This is a genomic window from Janthinobacterium sp. Bl 1, from assembly GCF_058215535.1.
Window position 1 is genome coordinate 6,133,026 of the sequence record NZ_CM177086.1, and the last position, 26,605, is coordinate 6,159,630.

Sequence of the window (26,605 nt, forward strand, 5' to 3'; positions counted from 1 at the left end):
GGTCTTCCTCAGTTCTTCAGCGACAGCACATCCTGCATGTCGAACAGGCCGGTCGGCTTGTCTGCCAGGAAACGCGCGGCGCGCAGGGCGCCGTGGGCGTAGGTGACGCGGCTGCTCGACTTGTGGCTGATCTCGATGCGCTCGCCGATGCCGGCAAACAGCACCGTATGGTCGCCGACGATATCGCCGCCGCGGATGGTGGCAAAGCCGATGGTCGACGGGTCGCGTTCGCCCGTCACGCCTTCGCGGCCGTAGACGGCGCATTCCTTCAAATCGCGGCCCAGGGCGCCAGCCACCACTTCACCCATTTGCAGGGCCGTGCCCGATGGCGCATCGACCTTGAAGCGGTGATGCGCTTCGATGATTTCAATGTCATAGCCTTCGGACAGGCTTTTCGCGGCCAGTTCCAGCAGCTTCATGGTGACATTCACGCCCACGCTCATGTTCGGGGCGAACATGATGGCCGTCTTTTCGGCGGCGGCGGCAATGGCGGCCTTGCCAGCGTCATCGAAACCGGTGGTGCCGATGATCATCTTGATGCCGTGCTCGGCGCAATACGCCAGATGCTGCAAAGTGCCTTCGGGGCGCGTGAAGTCGATCAGGTAATCGGCGCCGGCCAGGCCGGTGGCCAGGTCGGACTCGATCAGCACGCCGGCAGGCTTGCCGAGAAAAGCGGCGGCATCCTGGCCGACGGACGGCGAACCGGCGCGATCGAGCGCGCCAGCGAGCACGGCGTCGGGTGCGTTGCTGACCGCTTCGATCAGGATATGGCCCATGCGGCCGCTGGCGCCAGCGATGGCGATTTTCAGTTCAGTCATTTTTATTCTCTTGCAACAGCTTATTTGGTGGGTTCGGCAGCAGGTGCAGGTACAGGCTCGGCGGCTGGCGCCGTTGCGGGTGCAACTTCAGGCTTGCTCACAGGAATAGCAGGGGCGGCATCGGCTGGCACCGGCACGGCGCTTGGCGCCACGGGCGATGGCACGACGGCGGCAGGCACGTCGGCCTTGGCGACCTTGGCGAACGGCGACGGACCGGCGATACGGTCGATGTATTCTTTCTCCGTCGGCAAGTTGCCGCCTTCGAAACGTTCAACCTTGCCATCCTTGCCGAAGTACACGACGACGCGGCTGCTGGTGGTTTCGCCACTGCCCCGAGCCAGGCGGAATGGGTAATCCCAGCGGTCGGCATGGAAGATATCGGTCAGCAGCGAGGTGCCGAGGACGAAACGCACCTGGTCGCGCGTCATGCCCACTTTCAACTGGGCCAGCATCTCTTCGGAGACAAAGTTGCCTTGTTGAATGTCAGGACGGTAGGGCGAGAAAAACCACATGAATTTTTGCAGCGGCGTAATGGTGGTCGTTTGTGCGCCCTGTTCGGGGACCAGTTCCTTGCCTTCTTTTTGAGCAGCTGCCGGCTTTTCGCCAAGGATGCCACGGCTGGCGCAGCCGGACATGGCCAGCGCGACACAGACCATGCCTGCCACGACTGGTGCTCGGAATGAAATACGGTGCCAGAGAGATGGCAATACAGCCGGTGTTACGCGCATAAATGACCTCAATTTGATGAACAAAACGCCAGGAGTGGCCGGCCTGCCAAAAAATGCATATTTTGGCACTCCCCGCTAAAACGCTATATGATAAAGCACCTGACCCACATACGAGCAACAAACATGAGTAACAATCCTAGTGATCTCAAGGCAAGCGGCCTGAAAGCCACCCTGCCACGGCTGAAGATACTCGATATCTTCCAGAGTAGCCCGGTACGCCACCTGACTGCGGAAGACGTCTACAAGATTCTGCTGGCCGACAATATGGATGTCGGCTTGGCAACTGTCTACCGCGTCCTGACCCAATTCGAACAGGCAGGCTTGCTCAACCGCAACCATTTTGAAACCGGCAAGGCGATTTTCGAACTCAACGAAGGCTCCCACCACGACCACCTGGTGTGCCTCGACTGTGGCCGGGTCGAAGAATTCTTTGACGAAGAAATCGAAATCCGCCAGCAAAAAGTGGCTGAAGAGCGCGGCTTCAAGATCGCCGAACACGCGCTGGCCATCTACGGCAACTGTACCAAGACGGCTTGCCCGCACAAAACCGCCTGATTCGTTCCGGCCGTTCCCATGGAACGGCTGGCGCGTCAGGCAGTACGATCAATGTTGGCTGAGCGCGCTTGACAGCAACTTGGCCGTGATATCGACAATCGGGATGACGCGCTCGTAAGCCATGCGCGTCGGTCCGATCACTCCCAACGTTCCCACGATCTTGCCGTTGACTTCATACGGCGCCGTCACCACGCTCATTTCATCCATCGGCACCAGGTTCGATTCGCCGCCGATGAAAATCTGCACGCCCGTCGCCTTGCTCGACACGTCGAGCAGTTGCATCAAGCCCGTTTTTTGCTCGAACATGTCGAACATCTGGCGCAGCGAATGCATATTCGATGACAGATCGCTCACGCTGAGCAAGTTGCGCTCGCCGGAAATCACCATGTCGTCGCTATGGTCGGCCATCGCTTCGCTGCCCGCTTCCACGGCCGCCTGCATCAGGCTGCCCATGTCGTCGCGCAATTGGCGCAGCTCACCCTGCAGGCGCACGCGCACGGCGTCGAATGACAGGCCACCATAATTCTGGTTGATGTAGTTGGCCGATTGCACCAGTTGCGCCGGCGTATAGTCGGCCTCCGTCAGCAATAAACGGTTCTGCACGTCGCCGCCGGGGGCGACGATGACGAGCAGGATGCGTTTTTCGGACAGGCGCAGGAATTCGATTTGCTGGAACACGGATTCGCGGCGCGGGCTGAGCACGACGCCGGCAAATTGCGACAGCGACGACAGCATCTGCGCCGCGTTGGCGATGGTTTTTTGCGGCTGCGGCGTCTGCAGGCGCATGCGCGACTCCACCATGTGCTCATCCAGGTGCCGGACGGTCAGCAAGGTGTCGACAAAGATGCGGTAGCCGCGCGGCGTGGGGATGCGTCCGGCCGAGGTATGCGGACTGGACACATAACCGAGCTCTTCCAGATCGGCCATGATGTTGCGGATCGTGGCCGGCGACAGGTCGAGGCCGGAAATTTTCGACAAGGCGCGCGAACCGACCGGCAGGCCGTCGGCGATATATCGCTCGACCAGGGCTTTCAGCAGTGTTTGGGCACGTGTATCGAGTTGCATGGTGTTTTATTTAAGCAAGTATTTTGTTAGGCAAGCGGCAACGAAAGCGGCCGAACGTGCATCAACAGCGCCTATTATGCACGTTCGCCCGTCCGGCGGCGATCAATCTTCCAGTTGCCCCTGCAGCCACAGCAGCAATTCATCAAAGTTGGCGCAGATGGCGTCGGGCTGCACGCCGGCGGCCAGGTGGGCGTCGCTGCCCTTGCGGTTCATCCACACGGCACGCATGCCCGCCCCTTGCGCCCCCGTCACATCGAAATACAGGTCATCGCCGACATACACGGCTTCATGCGGCGCCACGCCCAGCGCAGTGCAAGCGGCCAGGAAAATGCTGGCGTCGGGCTTGGCGACGCCAAAGTCGCTGGCGGCAATCGACACTTTAAAATGCTGCGCCAGGCCGATAATGTCAAGGTCCGCATTGCCGTTCGAGATGGAGCCGACCAGCATGCGCTGGCCCATCCAGGCCAGGCCAGGCAAGACATCGTCATACGGCTGGACGCGATGGCGCGCCGCCAGAAACTGCGCGATGGCGCCGTCGACCAGGGCGGGATCCTCGCCGGCGGCCTCGAAGGCGGTCAGCAGACCCGCGCGGCGCAACTCGATCAGATTGCCATGAAAACGCGGTTGTTCATTGAGCATGGCCAGGCGGTGCTGGCGCAGCACCTCGATGGAAAACTGCTGCGCCACCTTGGGCGCATGCGTGGCCAGCCAGTCGTGCAGCAGGGTTTCGGCGGCGGCAATCACGGGCGCGATGGGCCACAAGGTATCGTCAAGATCGAACAGGATCGCCTTGGGCGGCACGGCAGGTTTTACAGTAGCAAGGGACATGGGATTCACGGTGGATGCCGCGCCACAGTGCGCAGCCTGCGTCTATTGTCGCACCGATCGCCGCCTCCGGCATGGCTGCGCCCCCATGAAATGGGGCCGGGCCAGCGCTTCCCGGCGAAAAATTGTTACAGGGTGATACAAGGCAAGATCATTCAGCTTGCCAGATAGACTAAAATAGGCGCCATTCCAATGCGGCGCCAGCGTCCGCGTTGCGCTACCCAACCTAATTCGTTTTGGAGAATGTATGAAAAATTTGTACCTGCGCTCGATGCTGGCGGCGGCTTGCGCCGTCACATTGGCGGCCTGCGGCGGCAGCGGCGGCAATCTGTATCTGCAAGGCCAAGTGTCCAACCTGGCAAAAGATGGCCTGATCCTCCAGAATGGCGACGAAAGCTTGCCCGTTGCAGCCGGCGCGACCTTCTTTACGTTCACCAAGCTGCTCAACAATGATGACCGCTATGACATTACCATCAAGCAGCAGCCGAAAGGCGCCGTCTGCAAAGTGGTCAACGGCGCAGGCAAGGCGTCGAGCTACTCCGCGATCGCCGGCCTGGTTAGCTGCCTGACCAACAGCTACCCGCTGAGCGGCACGATCACGGGCCTGACCGCGAACGGCCTGACCTTGTCCATTGGCAACAACAGCACCAGCCCGCTGGCAGGCAGCACCACCTATACGTTTGCGACGGTCGATGACGGTATTAAGTACGGCATGGTGATAACGACCTATCCAGCGGGCCAGACCTGCAAGTTCGTGGGTTCGGCCAGTGCCGACGGCCGCGATGTCGTCGGCACCATGGGTTCCGCCGCCACGACCGGCGCCACACTGAACTGCACGGCGCTGTAAGCCACGCGATTCGTCACCACTATATTGGAGAAATACATGAAGTTATCCTGCCTGCGCCCACTCGCCGCGCTGTTGCTGACCCTGGGACTGGCCGCTTGCGGCGGCAAGGCCTCGTATGATGTCAGCGGCACCATCAGCAATTTGAACACCAACGGCCTGATCCTGGTCAACGGCGGCGACACGCTCCCTGCCAAAGCCGGCACCACCACGTTCACCTTTGGCAAACGCATCGACTATGGCACCGACTACAACATCACGGTGCAAGCAAAACCCGCCCACATGAATTGCACCATCAGTGGCGGCACCGGTTCGGCTGGCCACTACGTCAGTATCCAGGCATCGGTTTCCTGTTCGCAAAACAGGTATACGGTGGGCGGCACGGTTAGCGGCCTGACGGCGGATGGATTGGTCTTGATCAACGGCAATGCGCAAACCACGGTGGCCAAAGGCAGCACGACCTTTACCCTGGCGGCGCCTGTCGCCGATGGCGACAAGTACGGTATCAGCGTATTCACCCAGCCGACTGGCCTGGTATGCGCCGTAGCGCCGGGCACCGGCGTCGGCGTGATGGGCGAAGCGAACGTGACCACCGTGCAGATCGCCTGCAATCCGGGCTAAGGCGGTGACGCTGGCAGCCGCCACGCGGCTGCCAGGAAGAGATATCACTAAAATCTATATTTGATATTCTAAAGATAAATTGGAGTTATATGTGGCGATGCAGCATAATGCATCTGTCTCCTCCAACTCTTCCAAGAATTGGATTTAGCCCGCTTTTACCAGCGGGCTTTTTTTTGCCCAAAATTCCTCAGGCAGATTTATTCAAGCCCGGCTGCAGCATTTGCACGATGCTGGAGAAATCCTGCTGCGCATAACCGGCTTGCGCATGCATCTGATACAGCTGGCGCACCAGCCCGCCCAAAGGCGTGGGTGCGTTCGCCGACAGGGCCGACTGCTGCGCCAGGCCCAGGTCTTTGAGCATCAGCGCTGTGCCGAAGCCGCCCGTGTAATTGCGCGACGCGGGCGTGCCGTCCATGACGCCGGGCCACGGGTTGTACACTTCCAGGGTCCAGTTGCGGCCCGAACTCTTGGCCATGATGTCGGACAACACTTTTGGGTCCAGTCCATGCGCCACACCCAGGTTCAGCGCCTCGGCCGTACCGGCCATCAAGATACCCAGCAGCATGTTGTTGCAAATCTTCGCCACCTGGCCCGCACCCGCCTCGCCCGCATGGAAGATGTTCTTGCCCATCTTTTCCAGCAATGGACGCGCCTGCTGCAAGGCCGCTTCGCTGCCACCGACGATGAAGGTCAGCGTGCCGGCCGCCGCGCCCGCCGTGCCGCCCGAGACGGGCGCATCGATCATGGCAAAGCCGCGTTCGCTGGCCGCCTGCGCCACCTGGCGCGCCACATCGGCGGCGATGGTGCTGCAATCGATGAACAGGGCGCCGGGCTTGGCCGAATCGAGCACGCCGCCGGCCGCCAAGTACAGCTCCTGCACGTGTTTGTTAGCTGGCAGCATGGTGATGACGGCGTCGGCCGTCTGTACGGCCGCGCTGGCGGAAGCAGCCGCCGTGGCGCCCGCTTCAACGAGGGATGCGACGGCTGCTGGCGCCAGGTCGAAGACGGACACGTGGAAGCCGGCGGCCACCAGGTTGCGGGCCATCGGTGCGCCCATGTTGCCCAGGCCGATGAAAGCGATATGTTGCATGTATGTCTCCTGTAGCGCCTAAAAAAGCCCATGGCGTTGTTGCCTTGCCTCGTCGTACTAGTCGTACTGCCTTCGGCAAGGCGCCTAGCCCTGAGCATTTTTATGCACTACTTAAATGTTTAAATGGGTAAATCGGCCAAAGGATGCTATCTCCATGGCGCCGCGAAATATTCATTCAGATACGCATCGCCGACGTCGGCCAGGCTGGCCGGCTGCCACTGCGGCGCGTTGTCCTTGTCGATCAGCAAAGCACGCACGCCTTCGCTGAAGTCCGCATGGGCGCAGCATTGCACGGCCACGATCAGTTCCAGCTGGAACACTTGCGCCAAACTCATGTGGCGTGTGCGGTCGCGCATGGCCCAGACCAAAGCGGCCGAGCTGGGCGCACCCTTGGCCAGCGAATGGGCCGCCTTTTGCAGCCAGGCCGAATCGCCGTCATAGGCGGCAATAGCGGCCACCACTTCGGGCAAGGTGGGTGCTTGCGTCAGGGTGGCGATGGCGTCGAAGTTGGCGCGTACTTCCGAGACGGGCAACATGGATGCCGGGGCCGAAAAGCCGCGCAGCAAGCGGTCCAGCTGCTCGCTGTTTTCCTGCGGGCTGGCTTGCCATTGCGCCAGCGCCAGAGCGTCGAGCACCATGGCGCGCTCCTCCTGGCGCAGGAAATAGTCGCCGAGACCCGAGAACAGGGCGTCGGCCGCGTTCATCGGCGCACCCGTCAAGCCCAGGAACAGGCCGCTGCGCCCCGGCATGCGGCCCAGGAACCAGCTGCCCCCCACGTCGGGGAACAGGCCGATCGTGATTTCCGGCATGGCGATGCGCGTGCTTTCCGTCACGACGCGGTGGCTGGCGCCCGCCATCAGACCCAGGCCGCCGCCCATGACGATGCCGCCGCCCCACACCAGCAGCGGTTTCACATACGTATGGATGCGGTGGTCGAGCCGGTATTCCTCGGCAAAGAAAGCCAGCGCCTGCGGGTTCGGCACGATACCTGGCTGCTCGGCAACGGCCGAGCGCAGGCTGCGCACGTCGCCGCCCGCGCAAAAGGCCTTGTCGGTCGACGAGTGCAGCACCACGCAGGCGATGGCGTCGTCACTGGCCCAGCGCACGAGGGCGCCATCGATGGCGCGTATCATGTCCAGGGTCAATGCATGCAGCGACTTCGGCGCGTCGAGGGTGATGACGCCCAGCTTCATGCCGCCGGGACAGTCGCGCTCCTCGATCTTCAATGTATCAATCAGGGTGCTTTCAACCAAGGTTTCAGCCATTGCGCCACTCCGCCGGACGTTTTTCCAGGAACGCTTGCACGCCCTCTTTCTGGTCTTGCGTATCGAACAGGCCCAGGAACAGGGTGCGTTCATCGGGCAGAGAATTGACGAGCGGATGGCTGCGCGCGCCCTGGATCAGGGTCTTGCACGCCGTCACGCTGCTGGGGCTTTGGCGCGCCACCTTGGCGGCCAGGGCCAGCGCCGTGGCGGCAGCCTTGCCGGTTGGCACGACTTCCTCGACGAGGCCGATGGCCAGTGCCTTGGCCGCATCGACGCGCTCGCCGCATAAAATCATGCGCTTGGCCCAGCCTTCGCCCACCAGCCATGGCAAGTGCTGCGTGCCGCCCGCGCACGGCAGCAGGCCGACGGACGCTTCCGGCAAGGCCATCTGCGCGTGCTCTTCCGCGATGCGGATGTCGCAGGCCAGCGCGCATTCGAGCCCGCCGCCCATGGCATAGCCATTGATGGCGGCGATGCTGACGCCGCGAAACGTAGACAATGCCTCGAACGCCTCGCCAAACGCGGCGGCCATGGCAAACGCCGTGTCCTTGTTACCGTCAGCAAACACGTTCAAGTCGGCGCCAGCCGAAAAGAACTTGGCGCCGCCGCCCGTGATCACGAGCGCGTACACGTCGGGGTCGGCGTTCAGGTCCGCCACCAGTTGCGTCAGCCCGTTCAGGCTGGCCAAGGTCCACGTGTGGGCGGGCGGGTTGTCGAGGGTCACCAGGGCCGTGTGGCCACGGCGTTCCAGCAATAAATTTGTATACACTTTGCTCATCGTAAGGTCTCCGTGGCGCCGTCTTTCAAAATCGCTCGCGCGACGATCAGGCGCATGATTTCATTCGTCCCTTCCAGGATCTGGTGCACCCGCGTATCGCGCACGTGGCGCTCGAGCGGATACTCGCGGATGTAACCATAGCCGCCATGCAATTGCAGCGCATCGTTGGCCACATTGAAACCCACATCCGTGGCGAAACGCTTTGCCATGGCGCAATACGCCGTGGCGTCCGGGCTTTCCTGGTCCAGTTTCCAGGCAGCCAGACGCACCATCTGGCGCGCCGCCACCAGTTCGGTCAGCATGTCGGCCAGCTTGAATTGCAAGGCCTGGAATTGCGCCAGCTCGCGGCCGAACTGCGTGCGCTCCTTCATGTACGCTTGCGCGCGCGTCAAGGCCGCCTGCGCCGTGCCCACCGAGCACACGGCGATATTGATGCGCCCGCCGTCGATGCCCTTCATGGCAATGGCAAAGCCTTCGCCTTCCGCGCCCAGCAAATTACCGACAGGAACTTTCACCTGGTCAAAGCTGATGATGCGCGTGGGCTGGCTGTTCCAGCCCATCTTTTCTTCCTTCTTGCCATACACGATGCCGGGCAAATTGGCCGGCACGGCAAACGCGGAAATGCCGGCCGCGCCCTCGCCGCCGGTTCTCGCCATGACGATCAGCATGTCCGTCTGGCCTGCGCCCGAAATGAAGGCCTTGGTTCCATCCAGCACATAAAAGTCGCCATCCCTGACGGCTTTCGTGCGCAAGGATGCCGCGTCGGAACCCGACTGCGGTTCCGTCAGGCAATAGCTGGCCAGCTTCTGGCCGGCGGCCAGGGCAGGCACCCACTCGTCGCACAGGGCATCCTGACCCCAGCGCGACAGCATCCACGTTGCCATGTTGTGAATCGTGATGTAAGCCGTGGTCGAGGTGCAGCCACCGGCCAGCTCCTCGAAGACGATGGCCGCATCCTGGCGGCTCAAGCCCAGGCCGCCCCAGCGCTGCGGCGTGTACAGGCCGCAAAAGCCCATCTCGCCCGCCTTGGCAATCGTTTCCACGGGAAAGATCGATTCCGCATCCCAATGGGCCGCATGCGGTGCCAGTTCCCCTTCGGCAAACGCGCGCGCCGCCTGCTGGAACTCGCGCTGCTCGTCGCTCAGTTCAAAGTCCATGCCAGCTCCTTATTTGAGGCTGATGGTCGTGTTGACCTTGCCCACCGAGGCCGCGTCCGTGAACCAGCGCTGGGTAATCGTTTGCGTCTGCGTGTAAAACAGCACGACTTGCTTGCCGAACGGGCCCAGATCGCCCAACTTGGAGCCGCGCGAACCCGTAAAGCTGAACAGGGGAACGGGCACAGGAATGGGCACGTTGATGCCGACCTGGCCCACGTCGATTTCTTCCTGGAAGTAGCGGGCGGCCGCGCCGCTTTGCGTAAACAGCGCCGTGCCGTTGCCGTTCGGATTCGCGTTCACCAGGGCGATCGCTTCATCCAGGGTGTCGACTTCGACAACGATCAGCACGGGGCCAAAGATTTCCTGGTCATACACGACCATGCCGGGTTTCACGCCGGACAGAATCGTCGGGCCGACGAAGTTGCCGTTCGGATAGCCATCGACTTTCACGTCGCGGCCATCGAGAGTCAAGACGGCGCCCTGTTCGATGCCCTTGGCAACGAGGCTGTGCACGCGCTCCTTGGCTGCGCAGGAAATCACGGGACCCAGGTCAGGATTGTCCTTGCCCGCGCCTACCGTCAGGGTTTGCGCCTTGGCGGACAATTCCGGCAGCCATGCGCGCGCTTCGCCCACCAGCACGGCGACAGAGGCGGCCATGCAGCGCTGGCCGGCCGCGCCGAAACCCGCGCCCAGCAACTGGTTCAAGGTCTGTTCTTTATTTGCATCCGGCAAGACGACGGCGTGGTTCTTGGCGCCCATCATGCATTGCGCGCGCTTGCCGTTCAGGCTGGCACGCTGGTACACATGCGTGCCCACCTTGCTGGAGCCAACGAACGAGATGGCCTTGATGTCCCGGTGGTCGCACAGGGCGTTGACGACGTCTTCGCCGCCGTGGATCACGTTCAGCACGCCGGCCGGGATGCCCGCCTGCAAGGCCAGGCGCACGAGTTTTTCCGTCACGAGCGGATCTTGTTCCGATGGTTTCAACACAAAAGTATTGCCGCAGGCAATTGCCATCGGGAACATCCACAGCGGGATCATGGCGGGGAAATTGAACGGAGTAATGCCGGCGCACACGCCCAGCGGCTGCATCACGCTGTAGGTATCGACGCCGCCGGCCACGTTTTGCGCGTATTCACCCATTTGCAGGGTGCCGATATTGGCCGCGTGTTCCACCACTTCCAGGCCACGGAAGACGTCGCCTTCCGCGTCGAGCAAGGTCTTGCCCTGTTCCATCGTCAAGGTGGCGGCCAGGTCGGCCATGTTTTCACGGATCAGCTGTTGCAATTTGAGGAAAATGCGGGCACGCGCGCCGATCGGCGTCTTGCGCCAGGTTTTGAAGGCGCGCTGGGCCGAGGCGATGGCCGCGTTGACTTCGTCCGGGGTAGCGAACGGCACCTTGGCCAAGACTTCCTGCGTGGCCGGGTTGACGACGTCGCGCCAGACGGTGGTCTGGGATTCAACCCACTCGCCGTTGATCAAGAGGGGAACGGTCGGAATAGCGTTTTGCGTGGTCACTCGGTGTCTCCTTGTGTGGGTATAAGTCTGTTTGCATTATTCGCACAATCGCCGCCGCGAACAAGGCGTGAAAATGCGAGATAATGCAAAGCTGAATCTGTTAATCTGCAAAGATTGTAAATTTGCAGATTCCACAAACCGGGGAAGAGGAAACGCGATGGCAAAGGTTTTCATGGGCGTGCGCCTGCAGCGGCTGCGCGAGGAACGGCGCATGACGCAGGTGGCGCTGGCCAAGTCCCTGGGTATTTCGCCCAGCTACCTGAACCAGATGGAGCGCAACCAGCGCCCGCTGACAGTGCCTATTTTGCTGCGCATCGGCACGGTGCTGGGTGTCGATCCGCAAATCTTTTCCGAACACGATAGCGCCAGCCTCGTGGCCGACGTGCGCGACGTGTTTGGCGAATTGCCCGACGCGCCGCCCACCTCGATGGCGGAACTCAAGATGCTGGTGGAAAACATGCCGGAACTGGCCCGCTCGATCTTGCTGCTGCAGCGGCGCTACCGCGTGATGGCGGAGCGGGCCGACACTTTAGCCGCGCGCCTCGACGACGGCAGCCGCGGCGCCAGCTCGGCGGCCCCGTCCACGGACGAGGAAGTGCGCGAATACCTGAACCGGCGGCAAAACTATATCGATGAGCTGGACCGGGCGGCGGAACTCGTGGCCGGCGAATTCGATCCCGCCCTGCGCACGCTCGACGCGCTGCAAGGCCGGCTGCTGGAACGCCACGGCATCGAAGTGCGCTTGTCCGATGGCGACGCGGGTATGGTGCGCAAGCACCGCTACGACGCCCAGCAACAGATACTGTGGCTGCCCGACACCCTGACAGGCGGCCAGCGCGCCTTCCAGATGGCGGCGCAAATCAGCCTGCTCGAACACAGCGACCTGATCGACGCTCTCGTGCTGGCGGCGGGATTGTCCGGCGCGGCCGCGCAAACGGGCGCGCGCCTGGCGTTTTCCAATTATTTTGCGGGCGCCCTGTTGATGCCCTACCAGCGCTTCCTGCAGGCGGCGGAAACGCGCGCCTACGATATCGAGCGCCTGGCGCACCAGTTCGGCGTGGGCTTCGAAGCCGTGTGCCACCGCCTGAGCACCATGCAGCGCCCCGACGCGGCGGGGCTGCCGTTTTTCTTCGTGCGCGTCGACCGCGCCGGCAATGTCTCGAAGCGCCAGTCGGCCACGGACTTTCATTTCTCAAGAGTGGGCGGCACCTGCCCGCTGTGGATCGTCTACGACGCCTTCAGCCATCCGGGACAGGTGTTGACGCAAGTGGCCAGCATGCCAGACGGCTGCACGTATCTGTGGATCGCGCGCCAGGTCAGCACGGCGTCGCCAGGCTTTCGCGCGCCGGGCAAGACGTTTGCCGTGGCGCTGGGCTGCGACATCTCGCAGGCACACCGCTTGATCTATTCGAAGGGACTCGATCTGCACGACCCTTCCAGCGCCACGCCGATCGGCACGGGCTGCAAGGTGTGCGAGCGCCAAAGCTGCCCGCAGCGGGCGTTTCCATCGCTGCTGCTGCCGCCGCCCGTATCTGCTTGATTCGTTCGACTACCCGGGCGCGCAGCGCGTCGAATTCGCGCGTAAATTCCGCGCGCCAGTCGCGCCGCGTGGACTCGGCTATCCAGGCTGCGTCCAGGCCATTCAACATGAAGCCGCGCATGTCGTCGAGGCCGAAGCCGAATTCGCGCATCATCATCCAGGCGCCCGTCGGCGTTACGTGGTGCAGGGTCGGATCGTCCGTGTTCGGATGCAGTTTCAATCCCAGCTTGGCCATGGCGCGGATCGGATGATCGAGCGCCCAGCGCTCGGGCGCCAGGGTGCGCAAATAATAGGAATTGGTCGGCACCACGGTAAACACGAGACCGCGCTCCACGCAGCGCTGCGCCAGTTCCGGGTTGTCGACAATCGTGTAGCCATGGTCGACCCGGTCCACCTGCAGCTGTTCGATGGCCGTCTCCACGTTCATCCACGGCATGCCGAATTCGCCCGCATGCGCCGTGCACTTGAAGCCGGCTGCGCGAGCGGCGCGGTAGGCTTCGATGAACAGTTCCGGCGGGCGGTCGTTTTCGCGGTAATCGATGCCGATGCCGATGACTTCCGGCGCACGGTAAGCCTTCATCCATTCCACCATCTGCACGGCTTCGGCAGGACTGGCTTCACGGTCGATGCTGGGGATCAAGCGGCCGATCACGCCGAAGTCGCGCTGCGCGTCGCGGATGGCGGCCACGATGGCGTCTTGCGCCGACTCGTAGCGGATGCCCGACACGCGCACGGTGCCGGTGGGGTTCCAGAAAAACTCCGCATAGCGCACACCGTGGCCATGCGCGTCTTCCAGGTATTCGTAGGCGAGGCAATACAGGTCCGTCGGCGAAACGATCAGGTGCGCGTCGAGAGCGCGCAGCACGCGCAGCACGCCGACGGGCTTGTCGCCGCGCGTGTAGAAAGAGTCGATTTCCTCGGGCGTGACGACATTGCGCGTCTTGGCGGCCAGCGCGCGGAAGGTTGCCTGGCGCACCGTGCCGAACAAATGGCAATGCAGCTCCACTTTCGGCATGGCGCGTAAAAACTGTTCGATGCTCAGGGGGGAATTAGACATGAAGCTCGTTTCGTAATGGAGTGGATCAGGCGAGAATGCCGGCCAGGCGCTGCATCAGCAGTGCGATGGCGGCCGGGCCGTCGGCCAGCATCGCCACCTGCGTGTTGATGGGGGCGCGGCGCGGTACGCGGAACTCGCACACCGTCATGCCGCGCGTCAGTTCGCCCGTCAATTCGATGGCCACGTGGGCGCTCTGGAACTGGAACAGCTGCGGCGCTTCCAGGTACAGGGCCACCACGGGGTCGTACATGGGCATGGGCACGGAACCGTCGGCGCTGCGGATGCGCACGTACGCTTCCAGGTAGCCGGACAAAAGCTGCGCGCGCGGCGTGCCGATGGCGCGCAGCTGCCGCACTTCCCCATTCGTCACCAGCAACTGGCGGCACAGGTTCAAGCCGAACATGCGCAGCGGGATGCCGGCCTGGAAGACCTGGGCGGCCGCTTCCGGGTCCGCATAGATATTGAATTCGGCCGCCGCCGTGTGGTTGCCCTGGTCGGTCGAGCCGCCCATCAAAATGATCTCGACGATTTTTTCGGCAATGTCGGGAGCGCTGGCCAAGGCGGTCGCCAGGTTCGTCATCGGCGCAATCGCCATGATGGTGATCTGGCCGGGGTGGGCGCGCACGGCGGCGATCAGCGCGTCGACGGCGTGGCCGGCAGCATCAACGGCGGCGCCGGGCGGCAGAATATCTCCTGTCGTGGGCATGCCGCTGTCGCCGAGGATGCGCTGCGCCGTCTCGATGACGCCGGCCAGCGGCTCTTCGCAGCCGCGGTAGATCGGTACCCTCAAGCCATCATGGGCCTTGATGCGCAAGGCGTTGTCGTAGGTGATGTCGACGGGCGCATTGCCCGCCACCACGCTCACGCCCAGCCACTCGATGTCGGGATTGCTGCCCAACAGCAGCATCGTCAGCCAGTCGTCGAAACCGGGATCGGTATCGAGCCAGATCTTTTTCAAGGGTTTGTCCATGATGGTTTCCAGTCGAAGTTAGGCAGCCAGCCACAAGGCGCTGTCGGCAGGGAGCACGAACGAGACGGCCGTGCCTTCGCGCCAGGCGGCGCCGCCGGCCGCACAGATGCCCTTGACCTGGCCCAGCGGCGTTTGCAGCAGGTATTCGACGGTGTCGCCCAGGAAGCCCCGTGCCAGCACGGTGCCCGGGTATTGGCCTGCAACGTCGTCGGCGGCGCAGACGCGCACCTTGTCCGGACGCCAGCCCAGCACCGTGGTGCCGGCAGCGACGGGAGACGTGTATGGCAGGCTGGCGCCCGCGTGGTGCAGCGCGCCATCGCGGTAATCGAACAGGTTTTCAAAACCCATGAAGTTGGCAACGAAGCGCGTCGATGGCGTATTGAAGACGGCTTCCGGCGCGGCCAGTTGCTCGATGCGCCCGCCGTTCATGACGACGATGCGGTCGGACAGGGCCAGCGCTTCTTCCTGGTCATGCGTCACGTACAGCATGGTGATGCCCAGTTCGCGCTGGATGCGGCGCAGCTCGGCGCGCATCTGCACGCGCAGCTTGGCGTCCAGGTTCGACAGCGGTTCGTCTAACAGCAGCAGGGCCGGCTCGACGACGATGGCGCGCGCCAGCGCCACGCGCTGCTGCTGGCCGCCCGACATCTGCGCCGGCAAACGGGTTTCAAAACCCGTCAGTCCCACGGCGGCGATCACGGCTTCCACTTTGGTTTTCAGCAGGGCCGGCGCGACCTTGCGCAGGCGCAAACCGAAAGCGATGTTGTCGTACACGTTCAGGTGCGGGAACAGCGCATACGACTGGAACACCATGCCGATATTGCGCTTGTTCGGCGCCAGCTTGCCGATCTCGCGGCCATCGAGCACGATGCGGCCCGACTGCAGCGGCATCAGGCCGGCAATCGCGCGCATGGTGGTGGTCTTGCCGCAGCCGCTGGGGCCCAGCAGGGAGATCAGTTCGCCCTGCTCGACGTGCAGGTCCAGGTCTTTCACGGACGTCGTGTTCTTGGCGTAGCCGAGGTTCAGCTTGTGCAGTTCCAGATAACTCATCGTGTGTTGCCTCTTACATGTATTTAGAAATGCCCAGCACCTTCTCGGTCACCATCACGAAGGCCATGGTGAACAAGACCAGCAAGGTCGACAGGGCAGCGATCGACGGATCGAAGCTGTTTTCCATATGGCCCAGCATCTCGATCGGCAAGGTGCTGATGCCGGGCCCCGTGAGGAACAGCGAGACGGGCACCTGGTTGAACGAGGTGACGAAGGCGAGGAAGAAGGCGGCGATCACGGCGTTGCGGATATTCGGCAGCACGATCATGAAGAAGGCCCGCAGGCGCGACGCGCCCAGCGTGATGGCGGCATCCTCGATATCGACGCGCAGATTGACCAGGCTGGCGTACACGACCCGCACCGAGTACGGAATCAGGAGCGCGATATGGCCGATCAGCAGGCCCACGTAGACGGGCGCGTTGATCGTCAGGACCAGGTGGTGCAGCAAGCCCAGGCCGACCAAGATGGCGGGAATGATCAGCGGCGACGTCAGGATTTGCCGGATGGCCCCGATGCCCGGTGGCGGCATGCGCGAAAACGCATACGCGACGGGGATGCCCAGCAGCAGCGCGATGACTGTAGCGATCAGGCCGATTTCCAGGCTGGTCTGGAAGGCACGGCGGAACTCGGGCGCCGACCACACTTCGATGATCCAGCGCAGCGAATATGACTCGGGCGGGAAGGCCAGGGTTTCGCCACCGCTAAAGCCGGCCAGCACGACGATGGCGAAAGGCCCCAGCAGGAACAGGAAGACCAGCCATAAAACGGCACGTGAAAACAAGCTTTCTTTCATACGGAACTCCGGCTCGAGGAAATACGTTTAAGGCCGGCGTTGACCAGCAGGGTCATGCAGACGAGGATGACGGCGATGACATTCGCGGCGCCGAAATCGCTTTCCACGCTGACCTTCTGGTACAGCAGCGTTTCCAGCATCAGCACCTTGGTGCCGCCCAGCAGGGCCGGCGTCACATAGGCCGTCACGCAGCCCGTAAATACCAGCGTGCCGCCGACAACCAGGCCTTCCTGCGTCAGCGGCAGGGTGACCTTGCAAAAGACTTGCCATGGATTGGCGCCCAGGGTGGCGGCAGCCGGTTCCACGTCGCGCGGCAGGTTTTCCAGCGCGCCCGCCAAAGACATCAGCATCAGCGGCAGCAGCAGTTGCAGCAGGCCGACAAAGACGGCAAATTCGCTGAACAGCAAACGCAGCGGCTCTTCCGTGAAGCCCATGTTGACGAGCGCCGCGTTGACGGCGCCATTACGGCCCAGCAACACGATCCAGGCGTAGGTACGCGCGATCGGCGAGACCATCAGCGGCAAGATCATCATGCCCACCACCAGCCCGCGCCACTTCGGCGACACGCGCGCCACGGCTTGCGCGGCCGGGTAGCCGAGGATGATGGCCGCCAGGGTCACCAGCGCGGCGATGCGCAGGGTGCGCCAGAAGATGGTGCGGTTGAACTCCTGCGAGAAGAACTCGATGAAGCGGTCGACGCCCCACTGCATGCCGTCGCCGACGCGGAAGGCGTCGACCAGCAAGGCCAGCACGGGCAGCAGGAAGCAGACGACGATAAAGATCAGCGCCGGCAGGACCAGCAGCAGTCCCAGGCGCTTTTTTGGATCAGCAAACATGGTGTTCTCTCCTCGTCACCACTATTTGCTCATGGCCTTGTTCCACTGCGTCATCCAGTTGCTGCGCTGTTTGATGATGGTTTCCGGCTTGACGAATTTCAGCGAATTGATCTGGTCTGCGCCATAGGTATTGAATTGCGCGGCCGCCACCGACAGGCGCACGTCCTTGTTGACGGGCGAATCGACCAGGTTGGTCGCCAGCTGCGTCTGCACTTCCTTGGACAGCCAGAAATCCATCAGCTGGTAGGCCAGGTCCGCGTTCTTCGAACCGGCAACGATGCCCATCACGTTCATGCCGGCCGCCTGGCCTTCGGCCGGGATGCTCCACTTCAGGGGCAGGCCCGTCTTGAGCATTTGCGACCACGTAAAACGCGCCACGGGCGCGGCCCAGATTTCATCCTGGGCGAACAATGCCGCCAGCTGCGCGCTGTTCTTCGAGAACGTGACGACGTTGCCCTTCATGCCGACGATCTTCGCAAAGCCTGTCGCGTAATCGTCCGTCTTGCCGCCCCAGGCCGCATCGGCCATGCGCAGCATCAGCGGGCCCTGCGTGGTGCTCACGTCGGGGAAGGCCACGCGGCCCTTCAGTTCGGGGCGCCACAGGTCCTTCCAGGACGTCAGCGGGGCAATCTTGTCGCTGCGGTACACCAGGCCCACGGAATACAGGGTGTAGCCGACGGCGTAGTTGCCGCCGATGGGGTTTTTCGCCACGTCGTACAGGGCTTTGTAATTGCTCAGCTTGGAGTAATCCATGGGCTGGATGACGCCCTTCTGCGCCGCTTCCAGCATGCCGGAATCGGACAGCAGCACCAGGTCGATCACCGGATTCTTGGCGTGCACCACCAGCTTGGCGATGCGGTCCGCGTTATTCCCCGTTTCCACCTTGATATCGCACCCGCATTTGGCCTTGAACGGCTCGTACACATACTTCATGAACAAGGGCTGGGCAATCGGATAGGCCGAAATGACCAGCTCGCGTTTTTCCGCGTGGGCGGCGTTGGCCAGCAAGCCTAGGCTCAACGCCAACATGAGGTGCTTTTTCAAGATGCTTCCTTTCAGGGGCGGCGCTGCGGGACAGCGCCTGTAAAGATGAATCAGAGTCAGAAATAATGCCGCATGCCGGCGATCAGGACGCTTTGCGTCTTGCCGCCCGAGGCGCCGAAGCCGAACACGCGGGCGAACGTCGCGTCTCCGGCCGCTTTCTGGTAGCTCCAGGTGATGGCGATATCGGTGCGCTTGGACAGGAAGTAATCGGCCTGGAAATTGACCTGATGCCATTTCGGCGTCTTGTTGATCACGTCATATTTACCGGTGGTAAAGAAATACGAGGCGCCCAGGTTCAACGCTTCCGTCAGCTTGTGGTTCACGTTCAAGTCCACGTTTTGCAAGGTCAGATTGCTCTGATCCAGGTAGTGGTAGCGCACATTGGTGTACAGCGCGCCAAACTTGGTCTTGCCCACATTATAAAAGCCTCCCGTACCGGCGATGGCCTGGCTGTCCACGCCAGCGCCCTTGACGGCGCTCTTGTTGAAGATCAACAAGGAGCTGCCATAGTCATTGCCGATGGCGCCATTCGGCGCGTCGGGGCTGTTCGGACGGTCCATCTTGGTATACGCAACGGCCCAGCTGAAGGCGTCGACCTTGTAGCCGGCGCCCATGCTGTAGACGCGGTTGCGGTTCGAGTCTTCCGGATTTTCGCTGAAGCCGTACAAGCCCGTGAACGACAGGTTGCTGATGTTCGGGCTCACATACTTGACGGCGTTTTGCACGCGCAGGTTGTTGTAGCCATTGTCGTTGTCGCCGATGTGCACGCCGTTACTGGCGATGACCACGGGGCCCAGCAGGTCCTTGACGGCTTCGTACTGGCGGCCCAGTGTCAGGGTGCCCTTGTCGTTGCTCGACAGGCCCACATACGACTGGCGGCCGAACAGACGGCCGCTTTGCGAAGCCGTGCCCGTCATGACGTTAAAACCGTTTTCCAGCACGAAGACTGCCTTGGTGCCGTTGCCCAGGTCTTCCTGGCCGCGGAAACCGATACGGGGATTCTGATTCGTACCGCTCAGCGCATGCGTGCGGCTGCCCTTGCCTTCATCCGACACATAGCCGATACCGGCCGACAGCAGTCCATACACTTGCACGCTGCTTTGTGCCTGCGCCACGCCGTGCGCCGCCAGCAAGCCCCCCACCACCATCGTTCCAGTCATCCATTTGTTCATCGCCGCCACCCTAAAAAGAATAAACCCTGAGTTTTTTTGGAATTATTTTATTGATGCATCCCTTGCATGGCGTGCTGCCGCGAGTACCGGCGCCGCCTGGCAAGCGCTTCTCTGAAGATTGTTGCCTTCAAGACAAGTAAGGACCAGTCCAGAATATGGTAAATTGCAGGATAAGAAAATTTGTTTATTTTTATAAATCCATTACTTTTTCTAATAAGCAAACTCATGCATGAACTGAGCAAGAAAATTTCCTTACGACATTTGCAAGCGTTTGCCACCCTAGCCCGGGTAAACAGCTTCAGCAAGGCTGCACAGGAATTGTGCGTGACCCAGCCGGCCCTCAGCGCGTCGATCAAGCTGCTGGAAAATCAACTGGGAAAAAAGTTGTTTAACCGCACAACCCACCAGCTGGAATTGACGCGCGAGGGAAAACTGGCGCTCGACTACGCCACGCATTTATTGAATACGGCGAGCAATACCTTTGCCGATATCCAGCGCGCCATCGGCAGCGGCCGGCACCGCATCCGCATCGGCGCGATTCCCTCGGCCATGGCGATGACGGCCGTGGTCGTGGCGCGCTATTGCGAGCAGCATGGCGATGAAGTGGAAATCGTCTTGTCGGACATGCCCAACGACGGCTTGCTGCACGCCCTGCATTCGGGCCAGCTGGACTTTTGCGTAGGCATCGAAGTGCCCGGTTCCGTGTCGCTGGAAAGCGTGGGCCTGTTCGAAGACGAGCTGGTGCTGGTGACGGCGGGGCGCCATGCGCTGGCGCCGCTCAAAGAAGTGCGCTGGGACCAGCTGGCGGGCCAGGAAATCGTCGTGTTTACCAAGGGCAGCATCTGGGAGTTCGCCTCGAGTGCGCTGCGCCAGCATGGCTTGAGCCCGTCGAACCTGTACCAGATGATCCACAGCGAATCGCTATATGGCGTGGTACGCGCCGGCATCGCCGTGGGCATCATGCCCAGCCTGTACACGACTTTCCTCAACGACGAGGACCTGCACGTGGCGCCGCTGCGCCAACCCACGTGCAAGCGCAAGATCGCCCTGATGCGGCGCAATGAAATCAGTCGCAACCACCATGTGGACGACTGTTTTTCAGCGCTGCGGCAGGATTTGCAGCAGGTCGACCAGTGGTTTTGAATAACCCCTTACGCAGGCGCCTTCAGTAAATTGGCTAAAGCCACATACTGCTCCAGCCCCACGGTTTCCGGACGCAGAGTCGGGTCGATGCCGGCCGCCTTGATCTGCTCTTCCGTAAACATCCCGGCCAGGCAGTTGCGGATCACCTTGCGGCGCTGCGAGAAGGCCTTCATGACCACCGCTTCCAGGGTGGCCTGGTCGCAGGCCAGGCGCTCGGCCACGGGGATCATGCGCACGATGGCCGATTCCACTTTCGGCGGCGGATCGAAGGCCGTCGGCGGCACGATGAACAACAGCGACATCTTGTAGCGCCACTGCAGCATCACGGACAGGCGGCCATACGCCTTGCTGCCCGGATCGGCCACCATGCGTTCGACCACTTCCTTTTGCAGCATGAAATGCTGGTCCTGCACCAGCGGCGCGAAGTCCGCCAGGTGGAACAGCAGCGGGCTGGAAATGTTGTACGGCAAGTTGCCCACGATGCGCAGCTTCTGGCCGGCCGGCACGGGAATTTGCGCGAAATCGAATTTCAGCGCGTCGCCCGAGTGGATCGTCAGCTTGGCCGGATTGAACGTCTTTTCCAGGCGCACGATCAGGTCGCGGTCCAGCTCAACCACGTGCATCTGCTTCAGATGGCGCAGCAGCTGCTCCGTCATGGCGCCCAGGCCCGGGCCGATCTCGACCATGGCATCGTCCGGCTGCGGCCCGATGGCGGCCGTGATGTCGTCGAGGACGAAGCGGTCATGCAGGAAGTTCTGGCCAAAGCGTTTGCGGGCAACGTGTTTCATAATATGTTTTCTATTAATGCGGTAAAGCCGGCACAGGCCGGCGGAATCGGTTAAGCAGGCAGCGTCGGGTGACGCCGTGCCGGCTAACCCGGCCTACGCTCTATGCTCGGGTCGGGGTGCTGGCGCGCAGCATGTCGAGTGCCGTTTGCAGCGCTTGCTCCATGCTGTGGCCATCGGCCAGCCCCAGCCCTTGCGCGGCCAGGTCCAGCGCCGTGCCATGGTCGACCGAGGTGCGGATCAGCGGCAAGCCCAGGGTGATATTGATGCCGCGCCCGAAGGTCGCGTATTTCAGCACGGGCAAGCCCTGGTCGTGGTACATGGCCAGCACGCAGTCGGCGTCAGCCAGATATTTGTGCTGGAACAGGGTGTCGGCCGGGTATGGTCCGCGCGCGTCAATGCCGCGCGCTTGCGCCGCAGCAATCGCCGGAGCGATGACATCGATTTCCTCGCGTCCCAGATAGCCGCCCTCGCCCGCGTGCGGGTTCAGGCCGGTGACGAGGATGCGCGGCGCGGCGATGCCGAATTTCTGTTGCAGGTCCGCCTGGAGGATATCGAGGGTGACGGCCAGGCTGCCCATGGTGATGGCAGCGGACACGTCCTTCAATGGCAGGTGCGTGGTGGCCAGCGCCACGCGCAAGGTCGGTTCGCCATGGCCGGGTTCGCCGGCCAGCATCATCACTACTTGCGGCGTGCCGGTTTTTTCTGCCAGGTATTCCGTATGGCCGGAAAAGGCCACGCCGGCGTCGTTGATCGTGCTCTTTTGCAAGGGCGCCGTGACCATGGCGCCAAACCAGCCGGCCTGAATACCTTCCACGGCCGCGTCCAGGGTGGCGAGCACGGAACGCCCGTTTTCCTTGTCCAACACGCCAGGAATGACATTGTTCACAGTGGGAATATCGATCACGGCCAGGCGGCCGGGTCCGAACTGGGGCAAGCCACTGTTGCGCACGGCTTGCAGCGACAGCGCCGCCAGGCGGATGTCCGGGTCGATCAGGCTGGCCGTCAGCGCCAGGAAGGCGGCGTCGCCCAGCAGGATGCAGTTGACCTCATGCCGCATGGCCCAGGCGGCGCGGATTGAGATTTCCGGGCCGACACCGGCCGGTTCGCCACAGGTAATGGCGATGGCCGGACGGCGGGCAACAGGCAAGTTACTCATGCGCAATCAGTCAGCGGCATTACTGGTCGTCCGCGCGGAATTCGACGTAAGCACGGTCGCGCACTTCGCGCGCCCAGTTTTCCGTCGCTTCTTCCAGCTTGCGTTCGCGCAAGGCGTTGCGTGCGGCAGCGCGCTGCTTCTCTTTCGAGACGTCATCGCTCTTGCGTTCCAGCACTTCGATCAGGTGGAAGCCAAAGCTCGATTCGATCGGCTCGCTCACTTCGCCCGGTTTCAGCGCATTCATCGCCGTTTCAAATTCCGGCACGGTGTCGCCTGGATACAGCCAGCCCAGGTCGCCGCCCTTGGCCGCGGAACCGTCGTTCGAGAACAAACGGGCCAGGTCTTCGAACTTGGCGGCCTTGTTGTCGAGACGCTCTTTCAGTTCCAGCAATTTACGCTTGGCTTCGGCCGCCGACAGGGTTGGCGTCACTTTCAGCAGGATGTGGCGGGCATGCGTCTGCTGCACGGCGGCGACGGCTTGCGCCTCGGCAGCGCTGCGGCGGTCCACCAGTTTCAGGATATGGAAGCCCGTGTTGCTCTTGATGATAGGCGTGATCTGGCCCGGCTTCAATTTCAGCAATTGCTCCGTGAACAGGGGCGGCAGGCGGTCGCTATTGCGCCAGCCGATATCGCCGCCGCTCAGCGCATCGCTGGCGTCGGAATAGGTGGCGGCCATCTTGGCGAAATCGGCGCCCGTGCGCAGCTGGCGGCTGACTTCTTCGGCGCGCGCGCGGCGTGCGGCGATTTGTTCGGGGCTCGAGTTTTCCGGAATGCGCACGAGAATCTGCGCCAGGTTCAGTTCCACCTGTTCGCTGGCCGCCGCTTTTTCCGCTGCCAGGAAGTTATCCACTTCGGAATCGGAAATCTGGATCTTGGCGTCGACTTCATGCTCGCGCAGGCGCTGCATGATGATTTCATCGCGGATTTCTTCGCGGAAGGTGGCAAACGGCGTGCCTTCCTTTTCCATCTGGTTGCGCAGCTCTTGCACCGTCATCTTTTGCTGTTCAGCAATACGGCCAATCGCACGGTCCAGGGTCAGGTCATCCACGCGGACGCCCATTTCCTTGGCCAGCTGCATCTGCGCGCGCTCGACAATCATGCGCTCGAGCAATTGACGACGCAGGTCGGCCGGATCGGGCAAGGGCACGTTCTGCGCCTTCATGCGCTGCTCCACGCTCTTGATACGGGCCGCCACTTCATTGCGCGTGATCACATCGTCATTGACGACGACGGCGATGGAATCGATGGTCTGGCCATTGCTCGACGCGGGCGGCGTGAAGCCCTTGACCGGCGCTGGGGCAGCGGCAGCGGGCTTGGCCGCAGGAGCTGGCGCAGCCTGTTGCGCCCAGACACTACTGGTCGTGGCGCCGGAAATGGCGCACAACAAAACCGTTGCAATTTTGAGTTGGTGCATACTGGCATTACGCATAATGTGTAGAGCGCTCATGAGTTCAGGTGAATAAAAAAACCGGTTTGTGCCAGCGCCGGGAACACCGGCGGCGGCAACGGTGCCTATCTTAACGGAGTGGCTGGCTCAATGTCTGGTAACCAGGGATGGTTTTTGTAAAAGTTTCCAGGCCATTCGCGCCCAAGCCCAGGCCATTCGACAAGCCCGTCAATTCCAGCTGGAAGAAGATCGGCGTCGAGACAGTCTTGGTCGTCGTCACGAAACGCTGCGCGCCCATGCGGAACACCCAGCAGTCGCCCTTATATTCGAGGCCGACCAGGCTTTCCAGCATGCTGCGATCCTTGATGGAGTAACTGATGCGGCCCACGCCATACAGCCGGTCCGTCAACGGCCATTGGGTCGACACTTCCGCATTGCGCCAGGCACAATCTCCACGCTGAAAACGGTTACTGAAATTCAATACCTTCTTGGCACCTGGCTGATATTGCAAGGTGTAGTTGTAGCTCATCAGGCGGCGATCGCTGGGATTGTACTGCACCAGGCTGTCGGCGGTCCAAGTCTCGGACACGCGGCCCGTTGCGGCCAGCAGGATATCCGAACGCGACTGATTGACGGGCGTCGTCGAATAGAGCTGCACGCGCTGGTCGGCAAAATAGAAACGCTGGCCGAAAGTCAGGCGCATGCGCTCCGTACCGTCCGACTGCAAGAAGCGCGAGACGACGGCGGCCGTGACCTGGTTGGCGTCGCCGATGCGGTCGCTGCCGACAAAACGGTTTTCCGTGAAGATCTGCGTCAGGTTGAACGTGCCATCGGCCGTATCGAAGTTCGGAAACTGCGACTGGTCGCGGTACGGCGTGTAGACGTAGAACAGGCGCGGCTCCAGGGTTTGCGTGCCGCCCTTGGTGCCAAACAGATTCGTGTCACGTTCAAACACCAGGCCGCTGTCGACCGAGAAGGTCGGCACGGCGCGCGTAAACGAGGTGTCTTGAAACAGCGCCTTGGTCCGGGCGTCATTGTCGAGCTGGTACGCGCTGGCATTGAGCATCAGCTTGGGCGTGATGAAGTAGCCAGGGCGCATGATGGGGAAACTCACCTGCGGCACGGCCACAAGGCGCGAGCCTTGCACCTGTGTCGGATGCGCGAAGCGCGTCGCTTCCGCGTCGAAGGTCCAGTCGAAACCGCCCCAGACGTCGTATTTGCCAGCGTGGAAGTTTACCGCTGGCAAACGGTCGTACGGGCGCGGCACGACCACATTGGGATCGTTGACGGCATCCGGGTCTTGCAGCACCTGGTAATTCTGCACGCGCGCCGTCAGGCTCCAGTCCTCGGTGCGGTAATCGGTGCGCAATTCGCGCAGCAACTGGCGCTCGGTGGCGGTGGCGACGGTTTTCGAAAAATCGTTCGGGTAATTATTGTCGGACGCCTCGCGCAAATCCCAGCTGTAAGTCCAGCCCTTGGCCAGCGCCTGCTCATGCTTGGACTTGATCATGTAGCGGTTGGTCTTGGTTTGCTTGTCGTTAGGCAAGAACTCAAACGACGTTTCACCGACGTACAAGCCGGCATCCGTCTCGCCCATGTAGCGGCCTGTCGCACCGAGCTGGATGCCGCGCCGCTGGATGTAGCGGGGAAACAGGGTCAGGTCGCGGTTCGGCGCGATGTTCACGTAATACGGCATCAGCAGCTCGAAACCATTCTTCGAAGCAAAGCCCGGCGTGGGCGCCAGCCAGCCCGAACGGCGCGCACCCGACAACGAAAACGAGATGCCCGGCGTGCCCAGGATCGGTACATCCTTGAAATAGATGATGGTCTTGCTGCCGGTGCCCACGTCGCGGCCCGTATCGAGGTTCAAGGTGCTCGATTTCAGGTACCAGTCCGGATTCGGCCCTTCGCAGGTACTGTACGTGCCGTCAATCACAGTGGCTTCGTCGGGATTGATGAAGTCGACGCGCTCGGCCTTGCCCTGGCCGCCGCCCACTGCGAAGCGATACGTCGGGTTGAGCAGGAAACCCTTGCCGGTCTCCATGTTCAGCTTCAGGACGTCACCCGTGTAGTAATCGCCGAAACGCCACATCTTGATGTGGCCCTCGGCATCGAACTGATCTTCAACTTGTTTGTAACAAGCTGTATCGGCCGTCATTTTTGTGGTTTTTCCGCGCTCAATCACGACATTCTGGTCGAGATTGATCTCCCTTTCGGGACGACCGCTCATGCTGTTTGCCGTCATGACGGTGGGCGCGTCGGGATCTTCCACATGCACGGGACGCGGTGCTTTCTGGGCGTGGACAGGCACCGTCGTGGCGGCGACGAGCGCGCTGATGGCGAAAGCCCAGCGCTGCGAGGGGGGGGAGGCCGAAAACCAGCTCATGAATTGGAAGGGGCAAGCA

At 62.0% G+C, this 26,605-nt stretch carries 24 protein-coding genes and 1 pseudogene; 5 read left to right on the forward strand and 20 right to left on the reverse strand.

The features are described from left to right. Positions 1–8: 8 nt before the first annotated feature. Together dapB and AC4BCN_RS27655 are read right to left on the reverse strand one after the other, a co-directional pair. Positions 9–818 carry a 4-hydroxy-tetrahydrodipicolinate reductase gene (gene dapB, locus AC4BCN_RS27650; RefSeq protein ID WP_092607291.1) on the reverse strand — a complete coding sequence of 270 codons (810 nt, stop codon included), beginning with the start codon at positions 816–818 and terminating at the stop codon, positions 9–11. Positions 819–838: 20 nt separating this feature from the next. After that, on the reverse strand, positions 839–1,474 hold the full coding sequence (locus AC4BCN_RS27655) for an outer membrane protein assembly factor BamE (protein ID WP_490493640.1): 636 nt from the start codon (positions 1,472–1,474) through the stop codon (positions 839–841). A gap of 195 nt (positions 1,475–1,669) precedes the next feature. Here AC4BCN_RS27655 and fur point away from each other — a divergent pair, with 195 nt between their 5' ends. Continuing rightward, complete coding sequence (gene fur, locus AC4BCN_RS27660; RefSeq protein WP_034745717.1) at positions 1,670–2,101, forward strand: ferric iron uptake transcriptional regulator; 432 nt, start codon at positions 1,670–1,672, stop codon at positions 2,099–2,101. 48 nt (positions 2,102–2,149) lie between these two features. Here the strand turns inward: fur and hrcA are convergent, their stop codons facing one another. Together hrcA and AC4BCN_RS27670 are read right to left on the reverse strand one after the other, a co-directional pair. Continuing rightward, positions 2,150–3,166: a heat-inducible transcriptional repressor HrcA gene (hrcA, locus tag AC4BCN_RS27665; protein ID WP_490492200.1), complete on the reverse strand. Its 1,017-nt coding sequence runs from the start codon at positions 3,164–3,166 to the stop codon at positions 2,150–2,152. Between the two features lie 102 nt (positions 3,167–3,268). Continuing rightward, complete coding sequence (locus AC4BCN_RS27670) at positions 3,269–3,994, reverse strand: HAD family hydrolase (RefSeq protein ID WP_490492201.1); 726 nt, start codon at positions 3,992–3,994, stop codon at positions 3,269–3,271. A gap of 244 nt (positions 3,995–4,238) precedes the next feature. On the opposite strand from AC4BCN_RS27670, the gene AC4BCN_RS27675 reads away from it, so the two are divergent. After that, entirely contained in the window at positions 4,239–4,838 is a 600-nt protein-coding gene (locus tag AC4BCN_RS27675; protein ID WP_490492202.1) for a hypothetical protein, read from the forward strand. A gap of 36 nt (positions 4,839–4,874) precedes the next feature. Continuing rightward, a complete protein-coding gene (locus AC4BCN_RS27680; protein ID WP_490492203.1) occupies positions 4,875–5,456 on the forward strand; it encodes a hypothetical protein in 582 nt (193 codons plus the stop codon). 187 nt (positions 5,457–5,643) lie between these two features. On the opposite strand, the gene mmsB is transcribed toward AC4BCN_RS27680, so the two are convergent. From mmsB to AC4BCN_RS27705, 5 genes are all read right to left on the reverse strand, one after another. Next, on the reverse strand, positions 5,644–6,546 hold the full coding sequence (gene mmsB / locus AC4BCN_RS27685; RefSeq protein WP_076565735.1) for a 3-hydroxyisobutyrate dehydrogenase: 903 nt from the start codon (positions 6,544–6,546) through the stop codon (positions 5,644–5,646). A gap of 146 nt (positions 6,547–6,692) precedes the next feature. Further along, on the reverse strand, positions 6,693–7,811 hold the full coding sequence (locus tag AC4BCN_RS27690) for an enoyl-CoA hydratase/isomerase family protein (protein WP_490492204.1): 1,119 nt from the start codon (positions 7,809–7,811) through the stop codon (positions 6,693–6,695). Beyond that, positions 7,804–8,589 carry an enoyl-CoA hydratase gene (locus tag AC4BCN_RS27695; protein ID WP_490492205.1) on the reverse strand — a complete coding sequence of 262 codons (786 nt, stop codon included), beginning with the start codon at positions 8,587–8,589 and terminating at the stop codon, positions 7,804–7,806. Before AC4BCN_RS27695 ends, AC4BCN_RS27690 begins: the two co-directional genes overlap by 8 nt. After that, positions 8,586–9,746 (reverse strand): acyl-CoA dehydrogenase family protein, encoded by a 1,161-nt coding sequence (locus AC4BCN_RS27700; protein WP_490492206.1) that lies wholly within the window; start codon positions 9,744–9,746, stop codon positions 8,586–8,588. The genes AC4BCN_RS27695 and AC4BCN_RS27700 overlap by 4 nt, the downstream gene beginning before the upstream one ends. A gap of 9 nt (positions 9,747–9,755) precedes the next feature. Further along, positions 9,756–11,264 (reverse strand): CoA-acylating methylmalonate-semialdehyde dehydrogenase, encoded by a 1,509-nt coding sequence (locus AC4BCN_RS27705; protein ID WP_139090567.1) that lies wholly within the window; start codon positions 11,262–11,264, stop codon positions 9,756–9,758. Positions 11,265–11,421: 157 nt separating this feature from the next. Between AC4BCN_RS27705 and AC4BCN_RS27710 the strand changes: the two genes are divergently transcribed. After that, complete coding sequence (locus AC4BCN_RS27710; protein ID WP_490492207.1) at positions 11,422–12,804, forward strand: short-chain fatty acyl-CoA regulator family protein; 1,383 nt, start codon at positions 11,422–11,424, stop codon at positions 12,802–12,804. A gap of 10 nt (positions 12,805–12,814) precedes the next feature. Here the strand turns inward: AC4BCN_RS27710 and AC4BCN_RS27715 are convergent. From AC4BCN_RS27715 to AC4BCN_RS27745, 7 genes and pseudogenes are all read right to left on the reverse strand, one after another. Next, positions 12,815–13,861, reverse strand: a pseudogene (locus tag AC4BCN_RS27715) (adenosine deaminase family protein); the annotation flags it as partial. 25 nt (positions 13,862–13,886) lie between these two features. Then, the gene (locus AC4BCN_RS27720) at positions 13,887–14,831 is read right to left on the reverse strand and encodes a nucleoside hydrolase (RefSeq protein ID WP_490492208.1); all 945 of its coding nucleotides are present in this window, start codon (positions 14,829–14,831) and stop codon (positions 13,887–13,889) included. Positions 14,832–14,849: 18 nt separating this feature from the next. After that, positions 14,850–15,881: an ABC transporter ATP-binding protein gene (locus tag AC4BCN_RS27725; protein ID WP_128141695.1), complete on the reverse strand. Its 1,032-nt coding sequence runs from the start codon at positions 15,879–15,881 to the stop codon at positions 14,850–14,852. Positions 15,882–15,894: 13 nt separating this feature from the next. Then, complete coding sequence (locus tag AC4BCN_RS27730) at positions 15,895–16,674, reverse strand: ABC transporter permease (RefSeq protein WP_034778814.1); 780 nt, start codon at positions 16,672–16,674, stop codon at positions 15,895–15,897. Further along, positions 16,671–17,510: an ABC transporter permease gene (locus AC4BCN_RS27735; RefSeq protein ID WP_456147906.1), complete on the reverse strand. Its 840-nt coding sequence runs from the start codon at positions 17,508–17,510 to the stop codon at positions 16,671–16,673. The genes AC4BCN_RS27730 and AC4BCN_RS27735 overlap by 4 nt, the downstream gene beginning before the upstream one ends. Positions 17,511–17,531: 21 nt before the next feature. Continuing rightward, on the reverse strand, positions 17,532–18,554 hold the full coding sequence (locus AC4BCN_RS27740; protein ID WP_034745676.1) for an ABC transporter substrate-binding protein: 1,023 nt from the start codon (positions 18,552–18,554) through the stop codon (positions 17,532–17,534). Positions 18,555–18,610: 56 nt separating this feature from the next. Further along, positions 18,611–19,714 carry a porin gene (locus tag AC4BCN_RS27745; protein ID WP_034745673.1) on the reverse strand — a complete coding sequence of 368 codons (1,104 nt, stop codon included), beginning with the start codon at positions 19,712–19,714 and terminating at the stop codon, positions 18,611–18,613. Positions 19,715–19,951: 237 nt separating this feature from the next. Between AC4BCN_RS27745 and AC4BCN_RS27750 the strand changes: the two genes are divergently transcribed. Continuing rightward, positions 19,952–20,869 (forward strand): LysR family transcriptional regulator, encoded by a 918-nt coding sequence (locus AC4BCN_RS27750; protein ID WP_139090562.1) that lies wholly within the window; start codon positions 19,952–19,954, stop codon positions 20,867–20,869. A gap of 8 nt (positions 20,870–20,877) precedes the next feature. Here the strand turns inward: AC4BCN_RS27750 and rsmA are convergent, their stop codons facing one another. The 4 genes from rsmA to AC4BCN_RS27770 form a co-directional block, all read right to left on the reverse strand. Beyond that, positions 20,878–21,657, reverse strand: coding sequence for a 16S rRNA (adenine(1518)-N(6)/adenine(1519)-N(6))-dimethyltransferase RsmA (gene rsmA / locus AC4BCN_RS27755; RefSeq protein WP_490492209.1), 780 nt, complete (start codon positions 21,655–21,657; stop codon positions 20,878–20,880). Positions 21,658–21,757: 100 nt separating this feature from the next. Further along, complete coding sequence (gene pdxA, locus AC4BCN_RS27760) at positions 21,758–22,813, reverse strand: 4-hydroxythreonine-4-phosphate dehydrogenase PdxA (protein WP_490492210.1); 1,056 nt, start codon at positions 22,811–22,813, stop codon at positions 21,758–21,760. A gap of 19 nt (positions 22,814–22,832) precedes the next feature. Continuing rightward, positions 22,833–24,227, reverse strand: coding sequence for a peptidylprolyl isomerase (locus AC4BCN_RS27765; RefSeq protein ID WP_485883929.1), 1,395 nt, complete (start codon positions 24,225–24,227; stop codon positions 22,833–22,835). Positions 24,228–24,330: 103 nt separating this feature from the next. Then, entirely contained in the window at positions 24,331–26,586 is a 2,256-nt protein-coding gene (locus AC4BCN_RS27770; RefSeq protein ID WP_490492211.1) for an LPS-assembly protein LptD, read from the reverse strand. Positions 26,587–26,605: the final 19 nt, after the last annotated feature.